General features: G+C 69.2%; 13 protein-coding genes. 10 read left to right on the top strand and 3 right to left on the bottom strand.

From position 1 onward, the window contains the following. The first annotated feature begins 98 nt into the window (after window positions 1-98). Together putA and B0E52_RS08030 are read left to right on the top strand one after the other, a co-directional pair. Window positions 99-3,260, top strand: coding sequence for a bifunctional proline dehydrogenase/L-glutamate gamma-semialdehyde dehydrogenase PutA (gene putA, locus B0E52_RS08035; RefSeq protein WP_077483302.1), 3,162 nt, complete (start codon window positions 99-101; stop codon window positions 3,258-3,260). Between the two features lie 163 nt (window positions 3,261-3,423). Beyond that, entirely contained in the window at window positions 3,424-4,329 is a 906-nt protein-coding gene (locus B0E52_RS08030; protein ID WP_254426740.1) for a restriction endonuclease, read from the top strand. Between the two features lie 49 nt (window positions 4,330-4,378). Here the strand turns inward: B0E52_RS08030 and B0E52_RS08025 are convergent, their stop codons facing one another. Beyond that, window positions 4,379-4,780 (bottom strand): helix-turn-helix domain-containing protein, encoded by a 402-nt coding sequence (locus B0E52_RS08025; RefSeq protein ID WP_077483300.1) that lies wholly within the window; start codon window positions 4,778-4,780, stop codon window positions 4,379-4,381. A 104-nt stretch (window positions 4,781-4,884) separates the two neighbouring features. Here B0E52_RS08025 and B0E52_RS08020 point away from each other — a divergent pair, with 104 nt between their 5' ends. From B0E52_RS08020 to B0E52_RS07995, 6 genes are all read left to right on the top strand, one after another. Next, the gene (locus B0E52_RS08020; RefSeq protein ID WP_077483299.1) at window positions 4,885-5,631 is read left to right on the top strand and encodes a glucose 1-dehydrogenase; all 747 of its coding nucleotides are present in this window, start codon (window positions 4,885-4,887) and stop codon (window positions 5,629-5,631) included. A 143-nt stretch (window positions 5,632-5,774) separates the two neighbouring features. After that, entirely contained in the window at window positions 5,775-6,869 is a 1,095-nt protein-coding gene (locus tag B0E52_RS08015; protein ID WP_077483298.1) for an AraC family transcriptional regulator, read from the top strand. A gap of 207 nt (window positions 6,870-7,076) precedes the next feature. Next, window positions 7,077-8,312: a parallel beta-helix domain-containing protein gene (locus B0E52_RS08010; protein WP_077483297.1), complete on the top strand. Its 1,236-nt coding sequence runs from the start codon at window positions 7,077-7,079 to the stop codon at window positions 8,310-8,312. Window positions 8,313-8,316: 4 nt separating this feature from the next. Further along, a complete protein-coding gene (locus B0E52_RS08005) occupies window positions 8,317-9,462 on the top strand; it encodes an SO2930 family diheme c-type cytochrome (RefSeq protein ID WP_077483296.1) in 1,146 nt (381 codons plus the stop codon). Window positions 9,463-9,540: 78 nt separating this feature from the next. After that, window positions 9,541-12,009 (top strand): TonB-dependent receptor, encoded by a 2,469-nt coding sequence (locus B0E52_RS08000; protein ID WP_077483295.1) that lies wholly within the window; start codon window positions 9,541-9,543, stop codon window positions 12,007-12,009. 3 nt (window positions 12,010-12,012) lie between these two features. Next, complete coding sequence (locus B0E52_RS07995) at window positions 12,013-13,428, top strand: coniferyl aldehyde dehydrogenase (protein ID WP_077483294.1); 1,416 nt, start codon at window positions 12,013-12,015, stop codon at window positions 13,426-13,428. A 230-nt stretch (window positions 13,429-13,658) separates the two neighbouring features. On the opposite strand, the gene B0E52_RS07990 is transcribed toward B0E52_RS07995, so the two are convergent. After that, window positions 13,659-15,203 carry an outer membrane protein transport protein gene (locus B0E52_RS07990; protein WP_077483293.1) on the bottom strand — a complete coding sequence of 515 codons (1,545 nt, stop codon included), beginning with the start codon at window positions 15,201-15,203 and terminating at the stop codon, window positions 13,659-13,661. A 190-nt stretch (window positions 15,204-15,393) separates the two neighbouring features. Between B0E52_RS07990 and B0E52_RS07985 the strand changes: the two genes are divergently transcribed. Next, a complete protein-coding gene (locus tag B0E52_RS07985; RefSeq protein WP_077483292.1) occupies window positions 15,394-15,687 on the top strand; it encodes a YcgL domain-containing protein in 294 nt (97 codons plus the stop codon). A gap of 88 nt (window positions 15,688-15,775) precedes the next feature. Beyond that, window positions 15,776-19,258, top strand: coding sequence for an ankyrin repeat domain-containing protein (locus B0E52_RS07980; protein WP_077483291.1), 3,483 nt, complete (start codon window positions 15,776-15,778; stop codon window positions 19,256-19,258). A 42-nt stretch (window positions 19,259-19,300) separates the two neighbouring features. Here B0E52_RS07980 and B0E52_RS07975 read toward each other — a convergent pair whose 3' ends face one another. Then, complete coding sequence (locus B0E52_RS07975; RefSeq protein ID WP_077483290.1) at window positions 19,301-20,374, bottom strand: glycosyltransferase family 9 protein; 1,074 nt, start codon at window positions 20,372-20,374, stop codon at window positions 19,301-19,303. Window positions 20,375-20,476 lie beyond the last annotated feature (102 nt).

Here is a 20,476-nt window from a genome sequence, read left to right as displayed (position 1 = left end):
CGCGTACCTTGCGCCAGGGCCGCAAGTTGCGGCGGCGCGGCGGCGCTGGGCGTACAATCGCGCGTTCCCGTTTGCCCTCCCCATCACATCGACCCGCCGTGACCCAAGCCATCCTCAGCCCCGAACTCCCCGCCGGCGCCGAGCCTGCCCGCGCGCGCATCACCGCCGCGTGGCTGCGCGACGAGACCGAAGCGGTCAACGACCTGCTTGCCCAGGCCAGCTTGCCGCCCGCCGAGCGCGAGCAGGTGATCGACGTCGCCGCCGGCCTGGTCACTCGAGTGCGTGCGCGCGCGAAAGACCAGAGCGCGGTCGAATCCTTCATGCGCCAGTACGACCTTTCCTCCGAGGAAGGCGTGCTGCTGATGTGCGTGGCGGAAGCGCTGCTGCGCATCCCGGACAAGGCCACTGCCGACAAGCTGATCCGCGACAAGCTGGGCGATGCGGACTGGAAGAAGCACCTGGGCCAGAGCGAGTCGCTGTTCGTCAATGCCTCGACCTGGGGCCTGATGCTCACCGGGCATCTGGTGAACCTGGCCGAGGAAACCCGCCGTGACTTCACCGGCGCGCTGAAGCGCCTGGCCGGTCGCGCCGGCGAGCCGGCGATCCGCCTCGCCGTGCGCCAGGCCATGCGCATCATGGGCCACCAGTTCGTGATGGGGCAGACCATCGACGAGGCACTGGACCGCTGCGCGAAGAAGGAATACGCGGTGTACCGCTATTCCTACGACATGCTGGGCGAGTCCGCGCTCACCGCCGAGACCGCCGAGCGCTACCAGGAAGACTACCGCCGCGCGATCGCCCGCATCGGCGCGCGCGGCCCGTTCGCCAACCACACCGACGCACCCTCGATCTCGGTGAAGCTGTCCGCGCTGCATCCGCGCTACGAGGTGGCCAAGCGCGAGATCGCCCGCCGCGACCTCACTGCCAAGCTGCTGGAGCTCTCCCAGCTGGCGATGAAGCAAGGCATCGCGCTCTCCGTCGACGCCGAGGAAGCCGACCGCCTGGAACTGTCGCTGGACATCATCGGCGACGTGTTCGCCCACCCCTCGCTGGCCGGCTGGAACGGCCTCGGCATCGTGGTGCAGGCCTACTCCAAGCGCACCCCGTTCGTGATCGACTGGCTGATCGAGACCGCACGTGCGGCAAATCGTCGCTGGTACGTGCGCCTGGTGAAGGGCGCCTACTGGGACGCCGAGATCAAGCGCGCCCAGGAACAGGGCCTGGCCGGCTACCCGCTGTACACGCGCAAGCCGAACACCGACGTGTCCTACCTCGCCTGCGCGCGCAAGCTGTTCGACGCCGGCAGCGAGCTGATCTACCCGCAGTTTGCCACCCACAACGCGCACTCGATCGCCGCCGTGCATCACATCGCGCGCGGCCGCCCGTTCGAGTTCCAGCGCCTGCACGGCATGGGCACCGACCTGTACGCCGAAGTGATCGGCGCGGACAAGTTGAACGTGCCCTGCCGCGTCTACGCGCCGGTGGGCACGCACGAAGACCTGCTGCCCTATCTGGTGCGTCGCCTGCTGGAAAACGGCGCCAACACCAGCTTCGTCAACCGCGTGGTGGACGAGACCCTGCCGGTGCGCGAACTGGTGGCCGACCCCTGCGAAACGGTGCGCCGCTTCGCCTCCATCCCCCACCCGCGCATCCCCTTGCCGGTGAATCTATTTGGCGAACTGCGGAAGAATTCCATGGGCATCAACTTCTCCAACGACAACGAACTGAAGGCCGCCGCCGAAGCCGTCAACGCCAAGGCCGGCCCGTGGACGGCCGCGCCGCTGGTGCCGGGCGCCGCAGGAGCGGCTTCAGCCGCGATCGTCACCGTGACCAACCCCGCCGACCGCCGCCAGGTCGTCGGCAGCTACGTCGGCGCCGACGCCGTGCTGGTGGACAAGGCGCTGGCCAACGCCGTGGCCGCCCAGCCCGACTGGGACCGCCTGCCCGCCGCCAGCCGCGCCGCGATCCTCGAACATGCGGCCGACCAGCTCGAAGCGCGCCGCGGCGAGTTCCTCGCGCTGTGCGTGCGCGAGGCCGGCAAGAGCGTGCCCGACGCGATCGCGGAAGTCCGCGAAGCGGCCGACTTCCTGCGCTACTACGCCACCATGGCGCGTCGCCTGTTCGGCCAGCCCGAGCAGTTGCCCGGCCCCACCGGCGAGAGCAACCAGCTGTTCCTCAACGGCCGCGGCGTGTTCGTCTGCATCAGTCCGTGGAACTTCCCGCTGGCGATCTTCCTCGGCCAGGTCAGCGCCGCGCTCGCCGCCGGCAACAGCGTGATCGCCAAGCCCGCCGAGCAGACCAGCCTGATCGGCCATGCCGCGGTGAAGCTGCTGCACGAAGCCGGCGTGCCCGCGGCCGTGCTGCAGTACCTGCCGGGCGACGGCGCCACCGTCGGCGCCGCGCTCACTCGCGATCCGCGCGTCGCCGGCGTGGCCTTCACCGGCTCCACCGAAACCGCCTGGGCGATCAACCGCGCGCTGGCCGCGCGCAACGCGCCGATCGCCGCACTGATCGCCGAGACCGGCGGCCAGAACGCGATGATCGCCGACTCCTCCGCCCTGCCCGAGCAGATCGTCAAGGACGTGATCGCCTCCGCCTTCCAGTCCGCCGGCCAGCGCTGCTCCGCCGCGCGCGTGCTGTTCGTGCAGGAGGACATCGCCGACAAGGTGATCGGCATGCTCGCCGGCGCGATGGCCGAGCTGAAGGTCGGCGACCCCGGCCAGCTCAGCACCGACGTGGGCCCGGTGATCGACGAGGACGCGAAGCAGATCCTGGTCGACCACGCCGCGCGCATGGACAAGGAGGCCAAGAAGATTGCCGAGGCCAAGCTCGACTCGGACGTGGCCGCCCACGGCACCTTCTTCGCGCCGCGCGCCTACGAGATCCCCGCGCTCTCCACGCTCACCCGCGAAGTGTTCGGCCCGGTGCTGCACGTGCTGCGCTGGAAGGGCAGCGAGCTGGCCCAGGTGGTCGAGCAGATCAACGCCACCGGCTACGGCCTCACGCTGGGCGTGCACAGCCGCATCGACGACACCGTGGAATACATCCGCAGCCACGCCCGCGTCGGCAACTGCTACGTCAACCGCAACCAGATCGGCGCCGTGGTCGGCGTGCAGCCGTTCGGCGGCGAGAGCCTCTCCGGCACCGGCCCCAAGGCCGGCGGCCCGCACTACCTGCTGCGCTTCGCCGGCGAGCGCACGCTCACCATCAACACCACCGCGGCCGGCGGCAACGCGTCGCTGCTGACGATCGGCGAGTAAGAACCGGGATTCGGGATTCGGGATTCGGGATTCGGGATTCGGGATTCGGGATTCGGGAAAGCCTCGCACCCTTCTCCCTCTCCCCCAAGCTTCGCTTGGGGGAGAGGGTTGGGGTGAGGGGGAAGCTCTTCGGCATTGCCACGCTACGGATGCTGCGAGTACGTTGCATGCCATTGCACGGAGCGTTGGCATGGCGAGACAAAAAAAAGGGCAGGCTGAATTCACCCGCTGGATGGGGCCCTTGCTTGATTGCCTGCGCGCACTTGGCGGCTCGGCGAAGCCGCAGGAGGTCTCCCGCTGGATCGCGCGCGAGTTGCGTCTCCCGCCCGAGATCACCGACGCCATCATCAAGTCCGGCGCCAATCGCTTCCACAACCAGGTGCAGTGGGCGCGCCAGTACCTGGTATGGCAAGGCTTGCTGGACGACAGCAGGCGCGGCATCTGGACTCTGAGTCCGCTGGGTTGGAAGACCCACCTCGACGAAGACGCCTCACGGATCATCTTCCTCGACCGGGTAAAGGTTCAGCAGACCGAACGCAAGCAGCACGCAAGCGTGGAGCCTCGCGTTGAGCCCGAACTGACCGACACCGAGCCACCCGAGGAGTCACAGGATCTCGGCCTACTCGATGTACTCAAATCCCTGCCGCCCTACGGCTTTGAACTGATCTGCGGCCGCCTGCTTCGCGAACACGGGTTCGAGGAAGTCGAGGTCACCCAGCGCTCGCGTGACGGAGGCATCGACGGCTACGGCCTGCTGCGACTGAGTCCCTTCGTCAGTCTGCGCGTGGCGTTCCAGGCCAAGCGCTACAAGGACGTGGTCGCGCGCAGCGCGGTGGGCGAGTTCCGCAATGCCCTGCTCGGCCGCGCCGAGAAGGGCGTGTTCATCACCACCGGTCGCTTCACTGCGGATGCCGAGGCCGAGGCCACGCGCGATGGCGTGGTGCCGATCGAGCTGATCGACGGCGAGCGATTGGCGGAGCTGTTCCAGGACAAGCTGATCGGCTTGAAACCGAAGACGGTCTACGAGATCGACCACGCCTTTTTCGAAGATTTCCGTCGCGAGAGCTGAGACTCGATTACGCGTCCCGGCATGGCCTGCGGGGACTGGAAGCCGAGCTTCAGCGCCCTTTTGCCTTCTTCCTGACGACAGCCGTCGCCGTCCTGCGGCCCGGCGTACGGGAAGGCAGCGCATCCGCCGCCTGCACGCGGTGCGCGTTGAGAATGGCGGGAATCAGGCCGGGGAAGCGCTGCTCGATCTCCGCGCAACGCGTGGTGTTGTGCATTTCCACGCCGGCACGCTCGCTGCGGACCAGGCCCGCCTCGCGCAGGACGCGGAAGTGCTGCGACAACGAGGATTTGGGAATGGTGCGGTCGCCGGCCTGCTGCAACGCGGTGCAGGTCGCGGCGCAGTCCAGCCCCGCCAGCCTGGCGTAGATGGACGCACGCACGGGGTCGGACAGCGCGTGGAGGATGCCCTCCACGGTGACGTCGTCGATCGAGGGATGGAACAGTGGGCGCATGACGGCATTCTAGTCGCCCCTTGACGATTGTTCCATAGTTCGTATATCTTGAACTACGGCATCAACGAACCCGTCACCCACCCCGCACCCGCAGGAATCCACTCATGAACAAGCTGCAAGGCAAGACCGCCCTCGTCACGGGCGCATCCAAGGGCATCGGCGCGGCCATCGCCAAGGCGCTCGCCGCCGAAGGCGCCGCCGTCGCGGTGAACTACGCGTCCAGCAAGGCCGGCGCCGACGCCGTGGTGGCCGAGATCACCGAGGCCGGCGGCAAGGCGTTCGCCGTGCAGGGCAGCGTCGCCGACGCCGCCGAGGCGCAGTCCATCGTCGCCCGGACGGTCGAACATTTCGGCGGCCTCGACATCCTGGTCAACAACTCGGGCGTCTACGAGTTCGCGCCGATCGAGGCGATCACCGAAGAGCATTACCGCAAGCAGTTCGACGTCAACGTGCTGGGCCTGCTGCTGACCACGCAGGCCGCGGCGAAGCACCTCGGCCAAGGCGGCAGCATCATCAACATCGGCTCGCTGGTCAGCCGCATCACGCCGCCGGCCTCGGCGGTATACACCGCCACCAAGTCTGCGGTGGAGGGCATCACCGGCGCGCTCGCCCGCGAACTGGGCCCGCGCGGCATCCGCGTCAACGCGCTGAACCCGGGACTGGTGGAAACGGAGGGCACCCACAGCGCCGGCTTCATCGGCTCCGACTTCCACACCCATGCCGCGGCTGAGACGCCGCTGGGCCGCATCGGCCAGCCGCAGGACATCGCGTCCATCGCCGTCTTCCTGGCCTCCGACGATGCCGGCTGGCTGACCGGCGAGAAGCTCTACGCCAGCGGCGGCTTGCGCTGAGCCCTGCGCCTACTGGTGACTGACCGGAAGGCGACGTTTCGGCCGGCTGCTTGCGCAATGCACAAGCAGCCGGCGGCGCAGGCGTGCTAGAAAGTCCGGACTGCAGGCCGCTTTCGGCCTGCCTGCGTCGGAGCATCGGCACCATGGCACGCCCTGCCGGCATGATCGGCTTCCATTCCCACGCACACGCCACGCCGGCGACGGAAGATCCGCGCTATACCGCGGCGGAATTCCCCACCAACAAGCTGCTCTACCTGGTGCAGCTGGCGGATGGCTGCGGCGTGGACAGCCGGTCGTGGTTTGCCGGGCTGGGACTCAACCGCGCGCAGATCGCCGACCCCGCGCTGCGCGTCTCCTATCGTCAGGCCAGCCTGTTCGTGCATCGCGCGCTTGTCGCGCTGGCGGCCGCAGGTGTTGGCGACGCGGGTCTGCGCATCGGCCGCGAAGGCAGCATCGGCGGCTTCGGCCTGCTGGGCCTGGCGATGATGACCTCGCGCACCTTCGGCGAGGCGATGCTGGCCGGCATCGCCCACCACAAGATCTGCGGCTGCCTGCTCGATCTCTCCTTCGAAGCGGTCGACGAGCACGCCGTGGCGATGGTCGCGCTGCCGCTGTTCGACGACGCCAGCCTGCTGCCGTTCTTCTGCGAGGAGTTGTTCGCCAGCTCGACAATGATCGCGCGCGAGCTGGTTGGCGCCGGGTTGCGCCCGCTGCGCGTGGAACTGGCCTACCCGCGTCCGCAGCATGCCGACGAGTATGCACAACTGTTCGGCTGCGAGCTGCGCTTCGACGCGCCGCGTTGCCGCTTGCTGATCGAAACGCGCTGGCTGGCCCATCCGTTGCCAGGCTACAACCCGCTCACCGCGCAGCAGGCGCTGGCGCTGTGCGCGCAGCAGCGCACCGCGGACGGCGGCGAGCCGCACCAGGAAATCGTCGCCGCGGTGGAACGCCTGCTGCGCAGCCGGTTGCGCCAGCAACCCACGCTCACCGACGTGGCACGCACGCTCAACCTCAGCGAGCGTTCGCTGCGCCGGCGACTCACCGAGAGTGGCCGCGTGTTCCGCGAGATCCACGACCGCGTGCGCGCCGAGCGCGCGCTGCAGCTGCTGCAGGCCGGTGCGCTGAGCGTGGCCGAGATCGGTGGCGAGGTCGGCTACAGCGACCCGCGCGAGTTCCGCCGCGCGTTCAAGCGCTGGACCGGCATGGCGCCGCAGGAGGCGCGGCGCGCCGCAGCTTGAGGCGCCGCAGGAGCGCACCCTGTGCGCGAATGCTTCGTACCTTGATCGAAGCAAAAGCATTCGCGCACGGGGTGCGCTCCTACGGAAATCTTCGCACACTGGCCGCTTTGCCCCCCGCCAGTTGACCGTTTTGCCCTCCCCCGCGGCGTCACCTTGGGCGACAGTGGTGCCATCCGCACCGCCGTTCGAATGGGGAGTTCAACGATCATGCGCAAGACGCTCATTGCCGTGGCCTTCGCCGCCGCGCTCGCCGGCTGCAACAGCCAGCAGGCCCCCGCGCCGCAGAACCAGACCGACGCTGGCTTCGAGGCGAAGCTGCAGGAACAGTTGCTGGACGCCAAGCCCGGCAGCGTGATCGAGATTCCCGCCGGCCACTATCACCTCAGACGCGGGCTCAGCCTGCGCACCGACGGCGTCACCATCAAGGGTGCCGGCATGGACCAGACCGTGCTCTCGTTCAAGGGCCAGGTGGTCGGCCCCGAGGGCCTGCTGGTTAACGCGAACGACTTCACCATCGAGAACCTCACGATCGAGGACACCAAGGGCGATGCGCTGAAGATCAACCACGGCAAGAACATCACCATCCACGGCGTACGCACGCAGTGGACCGACGGTTCGAAGACCAGCAACGGCCCCTACGGCATCTACCCGGTGAAGACGCAGAACACGCTGATCGAGGATTCCGAGGCGATCGGCGCCTCCGACTCCGGCATCTACGTCGGCCAGTCCACCAACGTGATCGTGCGCAACAACAAGGTGCACGGCAACGTGGCCGGCATCGAGATCGAGAACACGGTGGACGCCGACGTCTACGGCAACACCGCCACCGACAACTCCGGCGGCATCCTGATCTTCAACATGCCCGACCTGCTGATGGACGGCCATTCCACCCGCGTGTTCAAGAACACGGTGACCGCCAACAACCACGACAACTTCGCGGCGAACGGCTCGGCGGTGGCCAGCGTGCCGGCCGGCTCGGGCATCGTGGTGAACTCCAACCCGAAGGTGGAGATCTTCGACAACGACATCGCCGACAACAAGACGGCGAACATCATCATCTCCAGCTTCTATTCCACCAACTACGCCAGCAAGACCGGCGTGGCACCCAACTACGACCCGTATCCGAAGGGCATCTTCGTCTACGGCAATCGTTTGAAGGGCGGCGGCGACTCGCCCAGCGGGCTGGAATTCAAGGCGCTGAAGACCGCGCTGTTCGGCCTCTCCGGCCACTTTCCCGACGTGCTGTGGGACGGCTACAGCGATCCCAAGTTCAAGGGCAAGGAACTGCCACCGGAGGACCGCATCTGCATCCAGGACGTCAGCGGCGTGGTGAATGCCGACGGCCCGAACGGCTACAAGCATCCCGACACCGACATGAAGCCGTTCCAGTGCACGCTGCCGAAGTTGCCGGCGGTGGTGCTGAACCCCGAGCCGAAGGTCTGAGCGCATGCCGGTGAAGTTCTTCCGCTACCTGTTGCCGGCCGCGCTGTTGCTGCTGGCCGGCTGCCACCGCGCGATGCCGGCGGTGGCGTTCCACGCCGACGGCCGCCCGGCCATGCTCAGCGACTGGCACGTGGTCGAGGCGCGCGACGGCAAGCTCGAGCTCAACGCCGGCGTGGTGCCGTACAGCCTCAACTCGCACCTGTTCACCGACTACGTGCACAAGCTGCGCACGATCTGGATGCCGAAAGGCGAATCGGCGAAATACACGGCGAAAGGACCGCTCGATTTCCCGGTCGGCACCATCATCAGCAAGACCTTCTATTACCCGCGCGCTGCCGACGGCAAGTTCAGCGACGTGGCGCGCACGCTGGACTACGCCGGCGACTTCGCCGGCCAGGGCCTGGACCTTGCCAGCGTGCACATGGTCGAGACGCGCCTGCTGGTGCGCCGCAAGGAAGGCTGGACGCCGTTCACCTACGTGTGGAACGAGGCGCAGACCGAAGCCAGCCTGGCGCGCACCGGCGACGTGCAGGCGCTGACCCTGGTCGACGCCCAGGGCGGACGCGAGGACTTCAACTACGTGGTGCCGGACGAGGGCCAGTGCGTCACCTGCCACGAGGCCGACATGCTCAGCCGGCACATCCAGCCGATCGGCCCGAAGGCGCGCCACCTCAACCGCGACTACGACTACGGCAGCGGCCGGCAGAACCAGCTTGAGCACTTGGTCGCGATGGGCTACCTGATGGGCCTGCCCGCACTGAAGGACGTGCCACGCGACGCCAATTGGCGCGACCCTTCCGCCTCGCTCGACGCGCGCGCACGGGCTTACCTCGATATCAACTGCGCGATGTGCCACAACCCGAACGGCGTGGCCAGCGTCACCGGTTTCTCGCTCGGCCCCGATACGCCGGAAGACCACCGCCTCGGCCTGTGCAAGTCGCCCGAGGCGGCCGGCCCCGCCACCGGCGGCCGCCTGTTCGACATCGTGCCCGGCAAGCCCGACGAATCGATCCTGATGTACCGCATGGCCTCCACCCGGCCCGGCGTGATGATGCCGGAGATCGGTCGCAGCACGGTGGACCGCGAGGGCGAGGCGCTGATCCGCGCCTGGATCCTTTCGCTGAAGGGCAACTGCGACATCGTGCATTGAACACCGCCACACCACGACACGAATGTTGACTCCGGCGCGGCTGCGCGCCACGCGTGACGATGCAAGGGGAGAACCGGGATGACGATGCGCCAACGACCACTGTCCGCCTGCCTGCGCCAAGTGCTGCACGGCGGCGCCCTGCTGCTGCTGTGCGCGCCGCTGCCCGCGCTGGCCGCGCAGGACACCACGCCGTCGAGCGCGCCGGCCAAGCCGGTCGCGAAAACCGACGAGGCCAAGGCCAAGCAGCTCGGCGCCGTCACCGTCACCGCGCAGAGCCGCACCCAGGAAGTGCAGGACGTGCCGATCGCGCTGCAGATCGTCTCGGCGAAGCAGGTCGACACGCTGGCCGCCACCGACATCAGCAAGATCGACATCTTCGTGCCCGGCCTGGTGGTGGGCTCCACCCAGCCCACCCAACCCTCGTTCGAATTGCGCGGCGTGCAGTCCTCCGGCAATTTCGGCATGGGCGTGGACCAACCGGTAGGCATATATATCGACGGCGTCTACGCCGGAAGCACCGGCGGCGCACTGCTCGCCTTCAACGACATCAAGCGCATCGAAGTGCTGAAGGGCCCGCAGGGCACTTTGTTCGGCCGCAACGCGGCGGGTGGCGCCATTTCCGTTGTCACCAACGAGCCCAGCGACCATTTCGAGGCCAAGGGCAAGCTGCGCTTCGGCAACTACGGCGAGCGCTACGGCAACGCGCTGGTCAACATCCCGCTCAGCCAGGACGCGGCGGTGCGCGTCAGCGTGATGGACAACCAGAGCGACGGCTGGGTGAAGGACGCCGCCACCGGCAAGCACTACGGCGTCAACGACGACTGGGGCACGCGCGTGGTCTACCGCTGGAACCTCACGCCGGACACCCGCGTGCTGCTGTCCTGGGACCACGAGCAGCTCAAGCAGCCGCCGCATCCCGCGTTCGGCCTGATTCCGCTGACCAGCGACACCAACCAGCGCGCACCCTTTCCGGCCGATCCGGCCACGTACCTGAATCCGCTGCATGCGCCGCTGTACAACGATACGGTGAACGCCATCGAGAAGCGGCGTTTCGACGGCAGCACGCTCACCATCGACCACAGCTTCGGCTGGGGCAGCCTCACCTCCACCACCGCGTGGCGCAACTTCGACACGACGAACCTGGGCGACTATGACGGCACCAACCACGTCGTCGACTACCTCGAAACCGGCAATTACGAGCACAACAACAGCTGGTACCAGGAGTTCAAGCTGAGCGGCAACACCAGCCTGATCGACTGGGTGGCCGGCACCAGCTGGTACAGCGAGCAGGGGCGCCAGACCAGCGAGGCCGGCGTCACTACCGACAGCCTCGACACCCTGGCGCAAAACGTGCTGGGCGCCGGCACCCCGCTCACCGACATCAGCAACGGGCTTGCCGCGATGGGCGTGCCCTACACCTTGCTCGGCGACATGTGGCGCGAGCACATCCTGAACGTCGAGAACTACAAGTCGTGGGCAGTGTACGGCGACGTGATCTGGCACCTCACCGACCGCCTCAACCTCACCACCGGCGTGCGCTTCACCCACGACCAGAAGAGTTTCAGCTGGTACAACCCGCCGCGCGAGGCGCCGCAGTTCGACGACACCGTGCTGGCGCTGAACAACGCCGGCATTACCGCGATGCTGCCGCCCCAGGCGCAATACGCGCTGGCCATGTTCGGCCAGAACGTCATCTTCACCCAGGGCAGCGGCTCGCCGGTGGGCGTGCTGGTGAACGCCGATCGCAGCTGGACCGACGTCAGCCCGCGCGCGGTGATCGACTACAAGTTCACGCCCAACATCATGGGCTATGTCTCCGTGGCCAAGGGCTACCAGGCCGGCGGCTTCGGCTTCCAGCAGTTCAATTCGACCTATGCGCCCGAAACGGTGTGGAACTACGAGGCGGGGGTGAAGACGCTGTTCCCGGAAGCGAACCTGCTGCTCAACGGCTCGGTCTACCACTACCGGTATCTCAACCAGCAGAGCCTGATCCTGCTGACCGACACCACCATCCCGCACTACGGCATCAGCAGCAGCAACGAGCAGGCCACCGGCGCGGAGCTGGAACTGCAATGGCAACCGATCGATGCACTGCAGATCGGTTTCAACGCCGCCTACATCGACCAGACCTATCTCAACACCGTGCAGAACGGCATCGACGTCAGCGGCCAGCCCACCGGCGTGCCGAAATATTCCTTCGCCGCCCACGCCAGCTATACTTGGCACGACGTGGCCAACGGCGACGTGAGCTTCAACTGGACCTACGGCTACCGCTCGAAGACGCGCTGCAACGCCGGGTCGCAATCGCAGGGCACCTGCCAGATGAGCCCCAACTTCTCCTTGGGAACCGCGCAGAACCGTACCGACGTGCGGCTGGGCTGGGACGCGGCGCATGACCGCTGGGGCGTGGCGGTGTTCGCCAGCAACCTGTTCAACCATCGCTACGTGTCCGGCGTGGACAATACCGCCGGGCAGGTGTTCGGCACGCCCTACGCCAACATCCTGCCGCCGCGCACCTGGGGCGTGGAACTGCACGCAAAGTTCTGACCGATGGATACCCCCGCCGCCACGAGCCTCCCCACCGGCCTGCAACGGATGCGCGACGCCCATGCGCGCGATCCGCTGCCGGACTGGGCCGTCCGCGCGACCCGCCTGCACGCGCTGGGACAGCTGCTGCAGGCGCACCGCGTGGAGATCGCCGCGGCGATCCACGCGGACTTCGGCAACCGCCCCACCGAGGAAACCGAGCTGCTGGAGATCTTTCCCAGCCTGTCGGCGGTGCGCCACGCCTTGCGCCACGGCCGGCGCTGGATGCGGCCGAAGCGGCGCCGCGCCGACCTGCTGTTCCTGCCCGCGCGCACGGAACTGCGCCCGCAGCCGCTGGGCGTGGTCGGCATCATCGTGCCGTGGAACTACCCGCTCTACCTCGCGGTGGGGCCGCTGGTCGACGCGCTCGCCGCCGGCAACCGCGTGATGCTGAAGATGAGCGAGTACACGCCGCACTTCTCCACACTGTTCGCCGCACTGGTCGCCAGGCACTTCGAGCCGGAGGAAGTGGTGGTGGCGAACGGCGACGCCGCCGTGGGCCAAGCCTTCGCCGCACTGCCGTTCGACCACCTGCTGTTCACCGGCTCCACCGCGGTAGGCCACCACGTGATGCGTGCGGCCGCGGCCAACCTCACCCCGGTCACGCTGGAGCTGGGCGGCAAGTCGCCCGCCATCGTCGGCCCCGGCGCGCGGCTGGAACACGCGGCCGAACGCATCATGTTCGGCAAGCTGGTCAACGCGGGGCAGACCTGCATCGCCCCCGACTACGTGCTGCTGCCGCGCGCGCGCATGGGCGAATTCATCGACGCGGCGCGTGCGGCGACGGCGCGGCTGTATCCCGACCTCGCGCGCAACCCGCAATACGCCAGCATCGCCACCGACCGCCACTACGCGCGACTGTCGGTGCTGCGCGACGAGGCGCATGCAGCCGGCGCCACGGTCGAAGCGCTCAGTGACGCCGCGCCCGATCCCACCCGCCGCCTGCTGCCGCCTGTGCTGCTGACGAACGTGCACGATGACATGGCGGTGATGCGCGAGGAAATCTTCGGCCCGCTGCTGCCGGTCGTGCCCTACGACACGCTGGACGAGGCGATCGCCTACGTCGCCGCCCGCGCGCATCCGCTGGCGCTGTACCTGTTCGAGACCGACTCCGCGCTGATCGAGCGCGTGCTGGCGCACACGCACGCCGGCGGCGTCAGCGTCAACGACACGCTGTACCACATCGCCCAGCACGGGCTGCCGTTCGGCGGCGTGGGTGCCTCCGGCATGGGCGGCTACCACGGCGAGGCGGGCTTCCGCACCTTCTCGCACCTGAAGCCGGTGTTCCGCCAGGCGCGCTGGAACGGCGCCGGCCTGCTCAACCCGCCCTACGGAGCGCGTTTCCGGCGCATGCTGGACGTGTTGCTCAAGCGCGGCTGAAGCCTGCGGACCTGTGAAAAAGGCCTCCCCGCGAACGGGGAGGCCTTTCCAGATCTGATGTCCAAGCGCTTGACTGATGCCGGGAAAGTGCTGTGGTGCGCTTTCCCGACTCGCCAAGTCCGGACTGCGCCCGGCCCTGGCTCCGCGAGTCGATCACTGACGCGATCGGCCCGCGAGCGATCCATCCATGGATCGCGCTTTCAGGCCGTCTTCCGCCGGCCTGAAAGCAATCAGAATTTGTACTGCGCCGACACGCTCAGCAGGTTGCCGTAGTCGTCGAAGCTGCCGGTGAGCACGTCGCCGGTGGCGCTGGTGGCGCCGTTCACGCCCGCATGGCTCACGAAGATGTGCGCGTACGAGGCGTTGATCTCGAAGTGCTCGCTGGCCTTGTAGCCGATGCCGAAGGTGGCCATCCGGCGCGCCGCGTCAGGCACGCGCGGGTCGCGGTTGGAAGCGCTCATCGGCGCCTGGTCGATCGCCACGCCAGCGCGCAAGGTCAGCTTGTCGGTGACGTAGTAGTCGCCGCCCACCGAGGCATACCAGGTGTTGCGCCAGTTGAACGGCAGCACCGTGGTCGGCTGCTGCGGGTTCGCGTAGTTCAGCGTGAGCTGGCGCATCACGCTCCACTGCGTCCAGGCCAGGTCGAAGCCCAAGCCGAACTTCTCTTCCTGGTGCCAGTAGCTCAGGGTGGCGACGGCCGGATTGGTCAGGCGGGCCTTGCCTTCGGTGCGCTGGAATGGCGGGATGCTGGAGGCCAGAGCCGGGTTGGCCAGCAGCAGGTCGTAGCCCGGCGTGGTGGTGAAGTTCGCGGTGCCATCGAAGTTGTGGCTGATGCGCGAACGGTAGTCCAGCGCCACGCGATCGTTCGCGGTGGGCTTCCAGTACGCGCCGACCTGCCAGCCCCAAGCCCAGCTGTTGCCCTTGACCTGGGCATAACCGTCAGAACCCGGCGGGGTGGCGGCAGACACACCAGCCTTCGCGGCAGCGGCAGTGGCCGCACCCTGCTGGGCTTGCTGCAAGATCTGCTGGATCATCGCCGCGCCCTGGGCCGGCGGGATCTGCCCGGCCGCCATGCCGGCCTGGATCTGCGCGATCCCAGCCGCCGCCTGGGCGGCGCCGGCAGCGAGCTGGCCATTGATGCCGTTGATGATGCCGTTGCCCACGCCGTTGAAGTTGATCGCGTTGGTCAGGTCGACGTTGGTGCGCTCGGCGATCGCGCTGGCGCCCACGCTCCACTGGTCGTTGATCTTGAACGAGGCCGACAGCGTGCTGTCGAACGACTGCAGCTTGGTCTTGATTGCGTCGTAGCGGCCCATCCAATTGCGGTCGTATTCGGTCTGGAAGCCGAACGGCACGTCGAGCGCGAGGCCGAGGTTGACCCGGTCGCTGACCTTGGTGGAGATCGCCAGCGCGGGCACCGGCAGCGTCGTGCCGGCGTCACCGCCGTTACCGCCGCTGATCGGGTTGCCCAATGCGTCGTGCGCGCTGCCATTGAACTTCGCGCTGAAATTGATCGCGGTGATGTCGGCCTGCACGTAGGTGCCGTCGAGGTCGCTCATCGCGGCCGGGTTGTTCGCCACCACCGACACATCGCCGCCGGCCGTGGCCGAGCCCGCGTAGGCGCGACCCATGGCCTTGGCGCTGTTTTCCTTCAGCTGGAAGGCGCTGGCATGTGCCATGCCCGGCGCGACCAGGGCGCCCGCGACGGCCACGCTCAGCGCGGCAAGCGCCAGCGGACGGGTGGCATTCGAGAGGGGACGGAAGGACTTGTGCATCGCGTGCTCCTGCGGATCGGGATGGATGGCTTACGCGCCCGACGATATCCACACGGAATTCATACGGGCGTTTAACATTCGTTCGCGGCACTGTGCCCGCTCACACCGGGTGTTGCAAGTGCTGGCGCAACAATCGACGCATCACCGCGATAATGTCCGGTTCCTGCACCCGTGCATCGAGGGCAAGCCCATGCAGTGTTTCGTCTACGCCAGCCGCCGCAAACCCGATACCTACCTGTGGCTGGCCGAGCGCGACGGCTTCGGCGGTCTGCCCGAACCGCTGCGCGACATGCTGGGCGTACTGCGCTTCGCGCTGGAGCTGCAGCTGGACGAAACCCGTCGACTGCCGCGCGAGGATGCCCGGCAGGTGCTGGCGCATCTGCGCGAACGCGGCTGGCATCTGCAATTGCCGCCGGAGAGCGCGTTGACCGGCGTCAACCATCCCGCTTACGGCGCCACGCTGCACGACGCGAAGCGGGACTGAGCGGCTGTACCGCGTTGGTGCCGCGCGTCGGTCGCCGCGTTAACGCGAGGTTACCGTCTGTGTCCATCACGGTTCCTATACTGTGACGATGACCCAGACCAAATCGCGCCGCCGCCCTCCGTTCCTGCAGGCCCTCGCCTGGTTCGTTCCCGGACTGCTCGCCGTGGCGCTGGCCGGCCTGGTCGCCCACCCGCTGACCCTGATCCCGCTGCTGCTGGCGAACGCGCTGACCATGGCCGCGGTCTGCCATGCGGTCGGTTTCGAACCCGAGCCCAGCTTCATGCGCACCGTGCTGCGCCGAGGTGCGGCGCACCTGGTGATGTTCACCGGCTATGCGATGATCGTGTTCGCGCTGGTGGCTTGGCCGATGCTGTCGCTGTCGCAATCGCACAGCTTGTCCGCCACGCTGGCGCTGGTCGCCACCCTGGTGTTGGCGCTGGCCGTGCTGTGGCGGCCGTGGCCCGCGTTCGGCCTGGTGTTCGTATGGGACGACGCCTACCCCGCGCGGCACGAAGGCTCGTGGATCTTCACCGCCACCTTGCGCAGCCTGATGTTCGGCCGCCATCTGGCGCGCGAGGAACGTTTCTTCAGCCACTTCCTGCCAGCGGCGCTGGCCTTGCTGGTGCTGACCTGGGGCGCGATCGCGCTGAGCGGCCTGTACGGCATGCTGCCTTCGGAAATCCGTATCGCCGCGCTGGCGCTGTACGGCGTGCTGCTGCTGCCGCTGGGCTGCCTGGTCGTGGCCAACCGCACGCTGCGTACCCTGCTGTGCGTCCAGCATGATCGCCATCGCCGGCGCGCCGCCAGCGCCGACGCGCCGGCAGGCACCAAGCTCGCGGCACCAGTCCCGGTGCCGCCACTGAGCGAACAGGAGCGCACCGCCGGCACGCCGGAACAGGCCGCCGCCCTGCTCGCCGCCACCCGCGACGGCGACATCGAGCGCGCGCTGGCCCTGGTCGGGGCCGGCGCCGATCCGGCCACCGCGCCACTGACCGCGGACCGCGACCAGCGCCCGGTGCTGATGCTCGCCGCGCTGCTGCCCGACACCCGGCTGCTGCGCGCGCTGATCGCCAAGGGCGCCGACGTCAACCGCGCCAGCGGCGGGCTCACCCCGCTGCTCGCCGCTACCCGCGACAGCTGGCACGGCCGTTCCGAGGCGGTGATGACCCTGCTCGCGAACGGTGCCGATCCGCTCGCCGCCGACACCGAGGGCCGCACCGCCCTGCACGGCGCGGTGCTCAGCGAGGAACCGATGGTGGCGGCGATGCTGCTGGACGCCGGCGCGCCGATCAATGCGCTGGACCAGGCCGGTGCCAGCCCGCTCGCGGTGGCCTGCCGCGCCGCGAACTGGCCGCTGGCGAAATTCCTCCTCGAACGCGGTGCGAAGCCCGCACCGGCGAACGGCGAGCCCGCCCTGGTCGCCGCCGCCGGCATCGCCGACGACGATCCCGCCGGCGTGAAGCTGCTGCTCAAGCACCGCGCCGCGGTGAACGCGGTGGACGCGCGCCGCCGCAGCGCGCTGGTCGCCGCCGCCGCCGAGGGCCACGAGCAGATCGCCCGCGCGCTGTGCGCCGCCGGTGCCGACGTTGCACTGGCTGATCGCCACGGCAGCACCGCACTGATGGAAGCCGCACGCGCCGGTGCGGTGGGCATCGTGCAGCGGCTGGCCGAAGCGCAGCCCGACGCCCGCGCGCGCGACAGCCATGGCCGCGACGCACTCACGCTCGCCTGCCAGTCGCCGCGCGCCCATGCGGACACCGTGCGTGCGCTGCTCGCGCTGGGCGCCGAGCCGAAGACGCCGGGCAGCGACGGCCGCAGCGCGCTCGACCACGCCGCCGCCACCGGCCGCTGGGATCTGGTCGCCCTGCTCGATCCGGAAACCCCGCTGCCGGCCAATCTCGGCGACGCGGCGCTCTCCTCCGGCGCCGACACCCCGGCGCACCTGCTCGACGCGCTGCGCTTCGGCCACTGGGCGATCGTCTCCGGCTTCGCCACGCGCGTGCGCGACTGGCCGCAGGCGCAGCTGGCTCAGCTCTATCTCGACCTCGCCCAACCCGGCCAGAGTCAGGCCCGGCGCTGGCTGCTGGACCACGGCCTGGCCGCCGAGGCGCGCCTCGCCGCGCAGCAGCCGGATGATGAGCACGGCGACGAAGCCATCGTCGCCAACGATGAGCGCACCGCGCTGCCGCCGCTCGGGCGCCGCCTGTTCGACGCCCTGCTGCTGCAACTGCCCGCTTCGACCGAAGCCATCGATGACCTGCTGCAGGCCGGCGCCACTCCGGCCGGTGCCGGCCTGCTCGCCCAGGCACTGCAGCGGCTCGGCGGCTCGGCACAGGGCGCGGCGCTGCCGCTTGCCTTGCTCGAACGCGGCGCCGATCCGTTCGGCCCCGATGCGCGCGAGCGCACGCCGCTGCAACTGGCCGCAGCGAACGGCCAGAGCGAACTGCTGCAGGACCTGCTCGTGCGCGGCAGCAATCCGAACAGCCGCGACCGCGACGGCCGCACGCCGCTGTTCGCCGCGCTGGAACATGGCGAAGCCGCATTGCCGCTGGTGCGCGCGCTGATCGCCCACGGCGCCGACGCCGAGGCTGCCGACGCCAACGGCGAGACACCGCTGGGTCTCGCGCTGGAACATCCGGCGATCGAACGCTGGCTGGACTGGGGCGGCTGGGCGCGGCCGCGCCGCCCGCTGCGCGCCGACGACCTGCCTGCCGCGGCGCAGGCCGGCGCGCTGGTCGCGGTGCAACGCCTGCTGGAACTGGGCTTCGCGGTCGACACCGTCGACGCGCACGGCGCCAGCGCGCTGCTGCACGCCTGCGGCGCCGGCCATCGCGAACTCGCCGCCTGCCTGCTCTACGCCGGCGCCGATCCCGCGCTGGCCACGGCGAACGGCATCACCCCGCTGGCCGCCGCCGTGGCCGGTGGCCGCGAGAGCACCGTGGCGCTACTGCTGGAACGCAAGGCCGAGGTCGACCAGCGCCTGCCGAACCAGAGCACCGCACTGATGGTGGCCGCCGCGATGGGCCGCGCCGAACTGGCCGAAGCCCTGCTTGCCGCCGGTGCCGACGTCAACGCCGTCGACGCGCGCGGCCACAGCGCGCTGCACGCCGCCGCGCAATACGGTTTCGAGCACAACGACAGCCTGCGCGCGCGGCGCCTGCTCGACGTGCTGCTCAAGCACGGCGCCGGCATCAACCACGCCGACGGCGAAGGCAAGACCGCGCTGCTGCTGCTGCTCGGCGCCCAGCTGCGCCCCGGCAGCGACTGCGACGCCACCCATCTCGGCGCACTGGTGCCGGTGCTGCTGGAAGCCGGCGCCGACGTGGCGCATGCCGACCAGCGCGGCGTCACCGCGCTGCACGCCTGCGCGATGCACGCGCTGCTGCCACCCGCCCGCGTGCTGCTGTCGCGCGGCGCCGAACGCGCCGCCGCCGACGCGTTCGGCCGCACCGCCGCCGACGTGGCGCGCCAGCTCGGCTACGTGGACATCGCCCACGAACTGGCGGTGCGCAGCAGCGCGATCCCCAGCGTGCGCCAGACCCTGCGCCAGCCGGCCCAGCCGGCGGAGTGAGCGGGATCGAACAGGAACGCGTCGGTCAGCGCCGGCGCATCCTCAGGCCACCGCACGCCAACGCACCTGACGCGGCGGCAGGCCGCGCCAGGCATCGGCGACCTGCGCCACCGTGAGGGCATCCACCCGCGCGTGGCATGACGCCCCGCCCAGCACCGTCACCGTGCTGCCCGGCGCGGCGCGCGGCGCCCAGTGCGTGGGCGCGGCGGCGCCGAACATCACCACCAGCGGACTTCCCAGCGCAGCGGCGAGGTGTGCCGGTCCCGTATCCACCGACACCATGCTGTGCGCGCAACCCAGCAAGGCTTTCAGCCGCGTCAGCGGCAACTCGTCCGCCGTCGAGATCACCGCCTCGCTGGCCGCGATGGCGCGGATACCTTCCAGGTAATCGGCCTCCTGCGGGCTGCCGCACAGCAGCACCCGGGCCGAGGGCAGCGTCTCCAGGATCGTCCAGGCCAGCGCCGCCCAGTGCTGCACCGGCCACGCCTTGTCGTCGTCCGCAATCGCGCGCACGCCGTTCCAGCGCAGGGTGCGCTTGTTGGCCGGCTGCAACAGCACCAGCGGATGGCCGTGCAGGCCGCGGGCGCGCAGCCAGCGTTCGCAATCGATCCGGGCCGACGCGTCGACCTGCAGTTGCGGGGCGGCGCCGGGGTCGACCGCCAGCGCATCGCAGCGGCCCTGGAACGCCGTCGGCGTGCCGTCGCCGAAACGCAGCAGGTGATCGACCCAGTGCTCGCGTTCGCGCAGCGGCAGATCGATCAGATACGCGCGATGCGCCGCCGGCACGCCCGCCAGCCGGAGCATGCGCTGGATCCGCAGCAGCGCCCGCGGCTGCGGCTCGCACACGTAGACCGGTGCCTCGCGCCGCTCGTGCAGCCAGGCTATCGCGCGCCAGCGTTCGCGGCTGAGCAGCAGCGGCCGGCGTGGCGCGCGCAAGGCGAGCACCTCGGCCACCTCGGGCTGGCTCGCGTACAGCTCGGCCGGCCAAGCACCGATCGCGAGCAGGTCACAGGGCTGGCCGTAGCGCTGCTGCAGCTTGTGCAGCAGCGGCTGCAGCAACACGGTGTCGCCGAGGCGACCGAAGCGGATGACGAGCGGATGCGCGGGCTTGGGCATGCCCGTCGAAACGCTGCTTGACGAGCCGCGTTGACGGCAGGTTTTTGCGTACGCAGGAACCCGTAAGACACCGCAAAATAAGGCGAAAACATCTTGCGAACG

The organism is Rhodanobacter sp. C06, assembly GCF_002001105.1.
In the GTDB taxonomy this organism is placed as follows: Bacteria; Pseudomonadota; Gammaproteobacteria; order Xanthomonadales; family Rhodanobacteraceae; genus Rhodanobacter_A.
The sequence above is the reverse complement of the archived record's forward strand: the minus strand, read 5'-3'. Positions and strand labels throughout refer to the sequence as shown.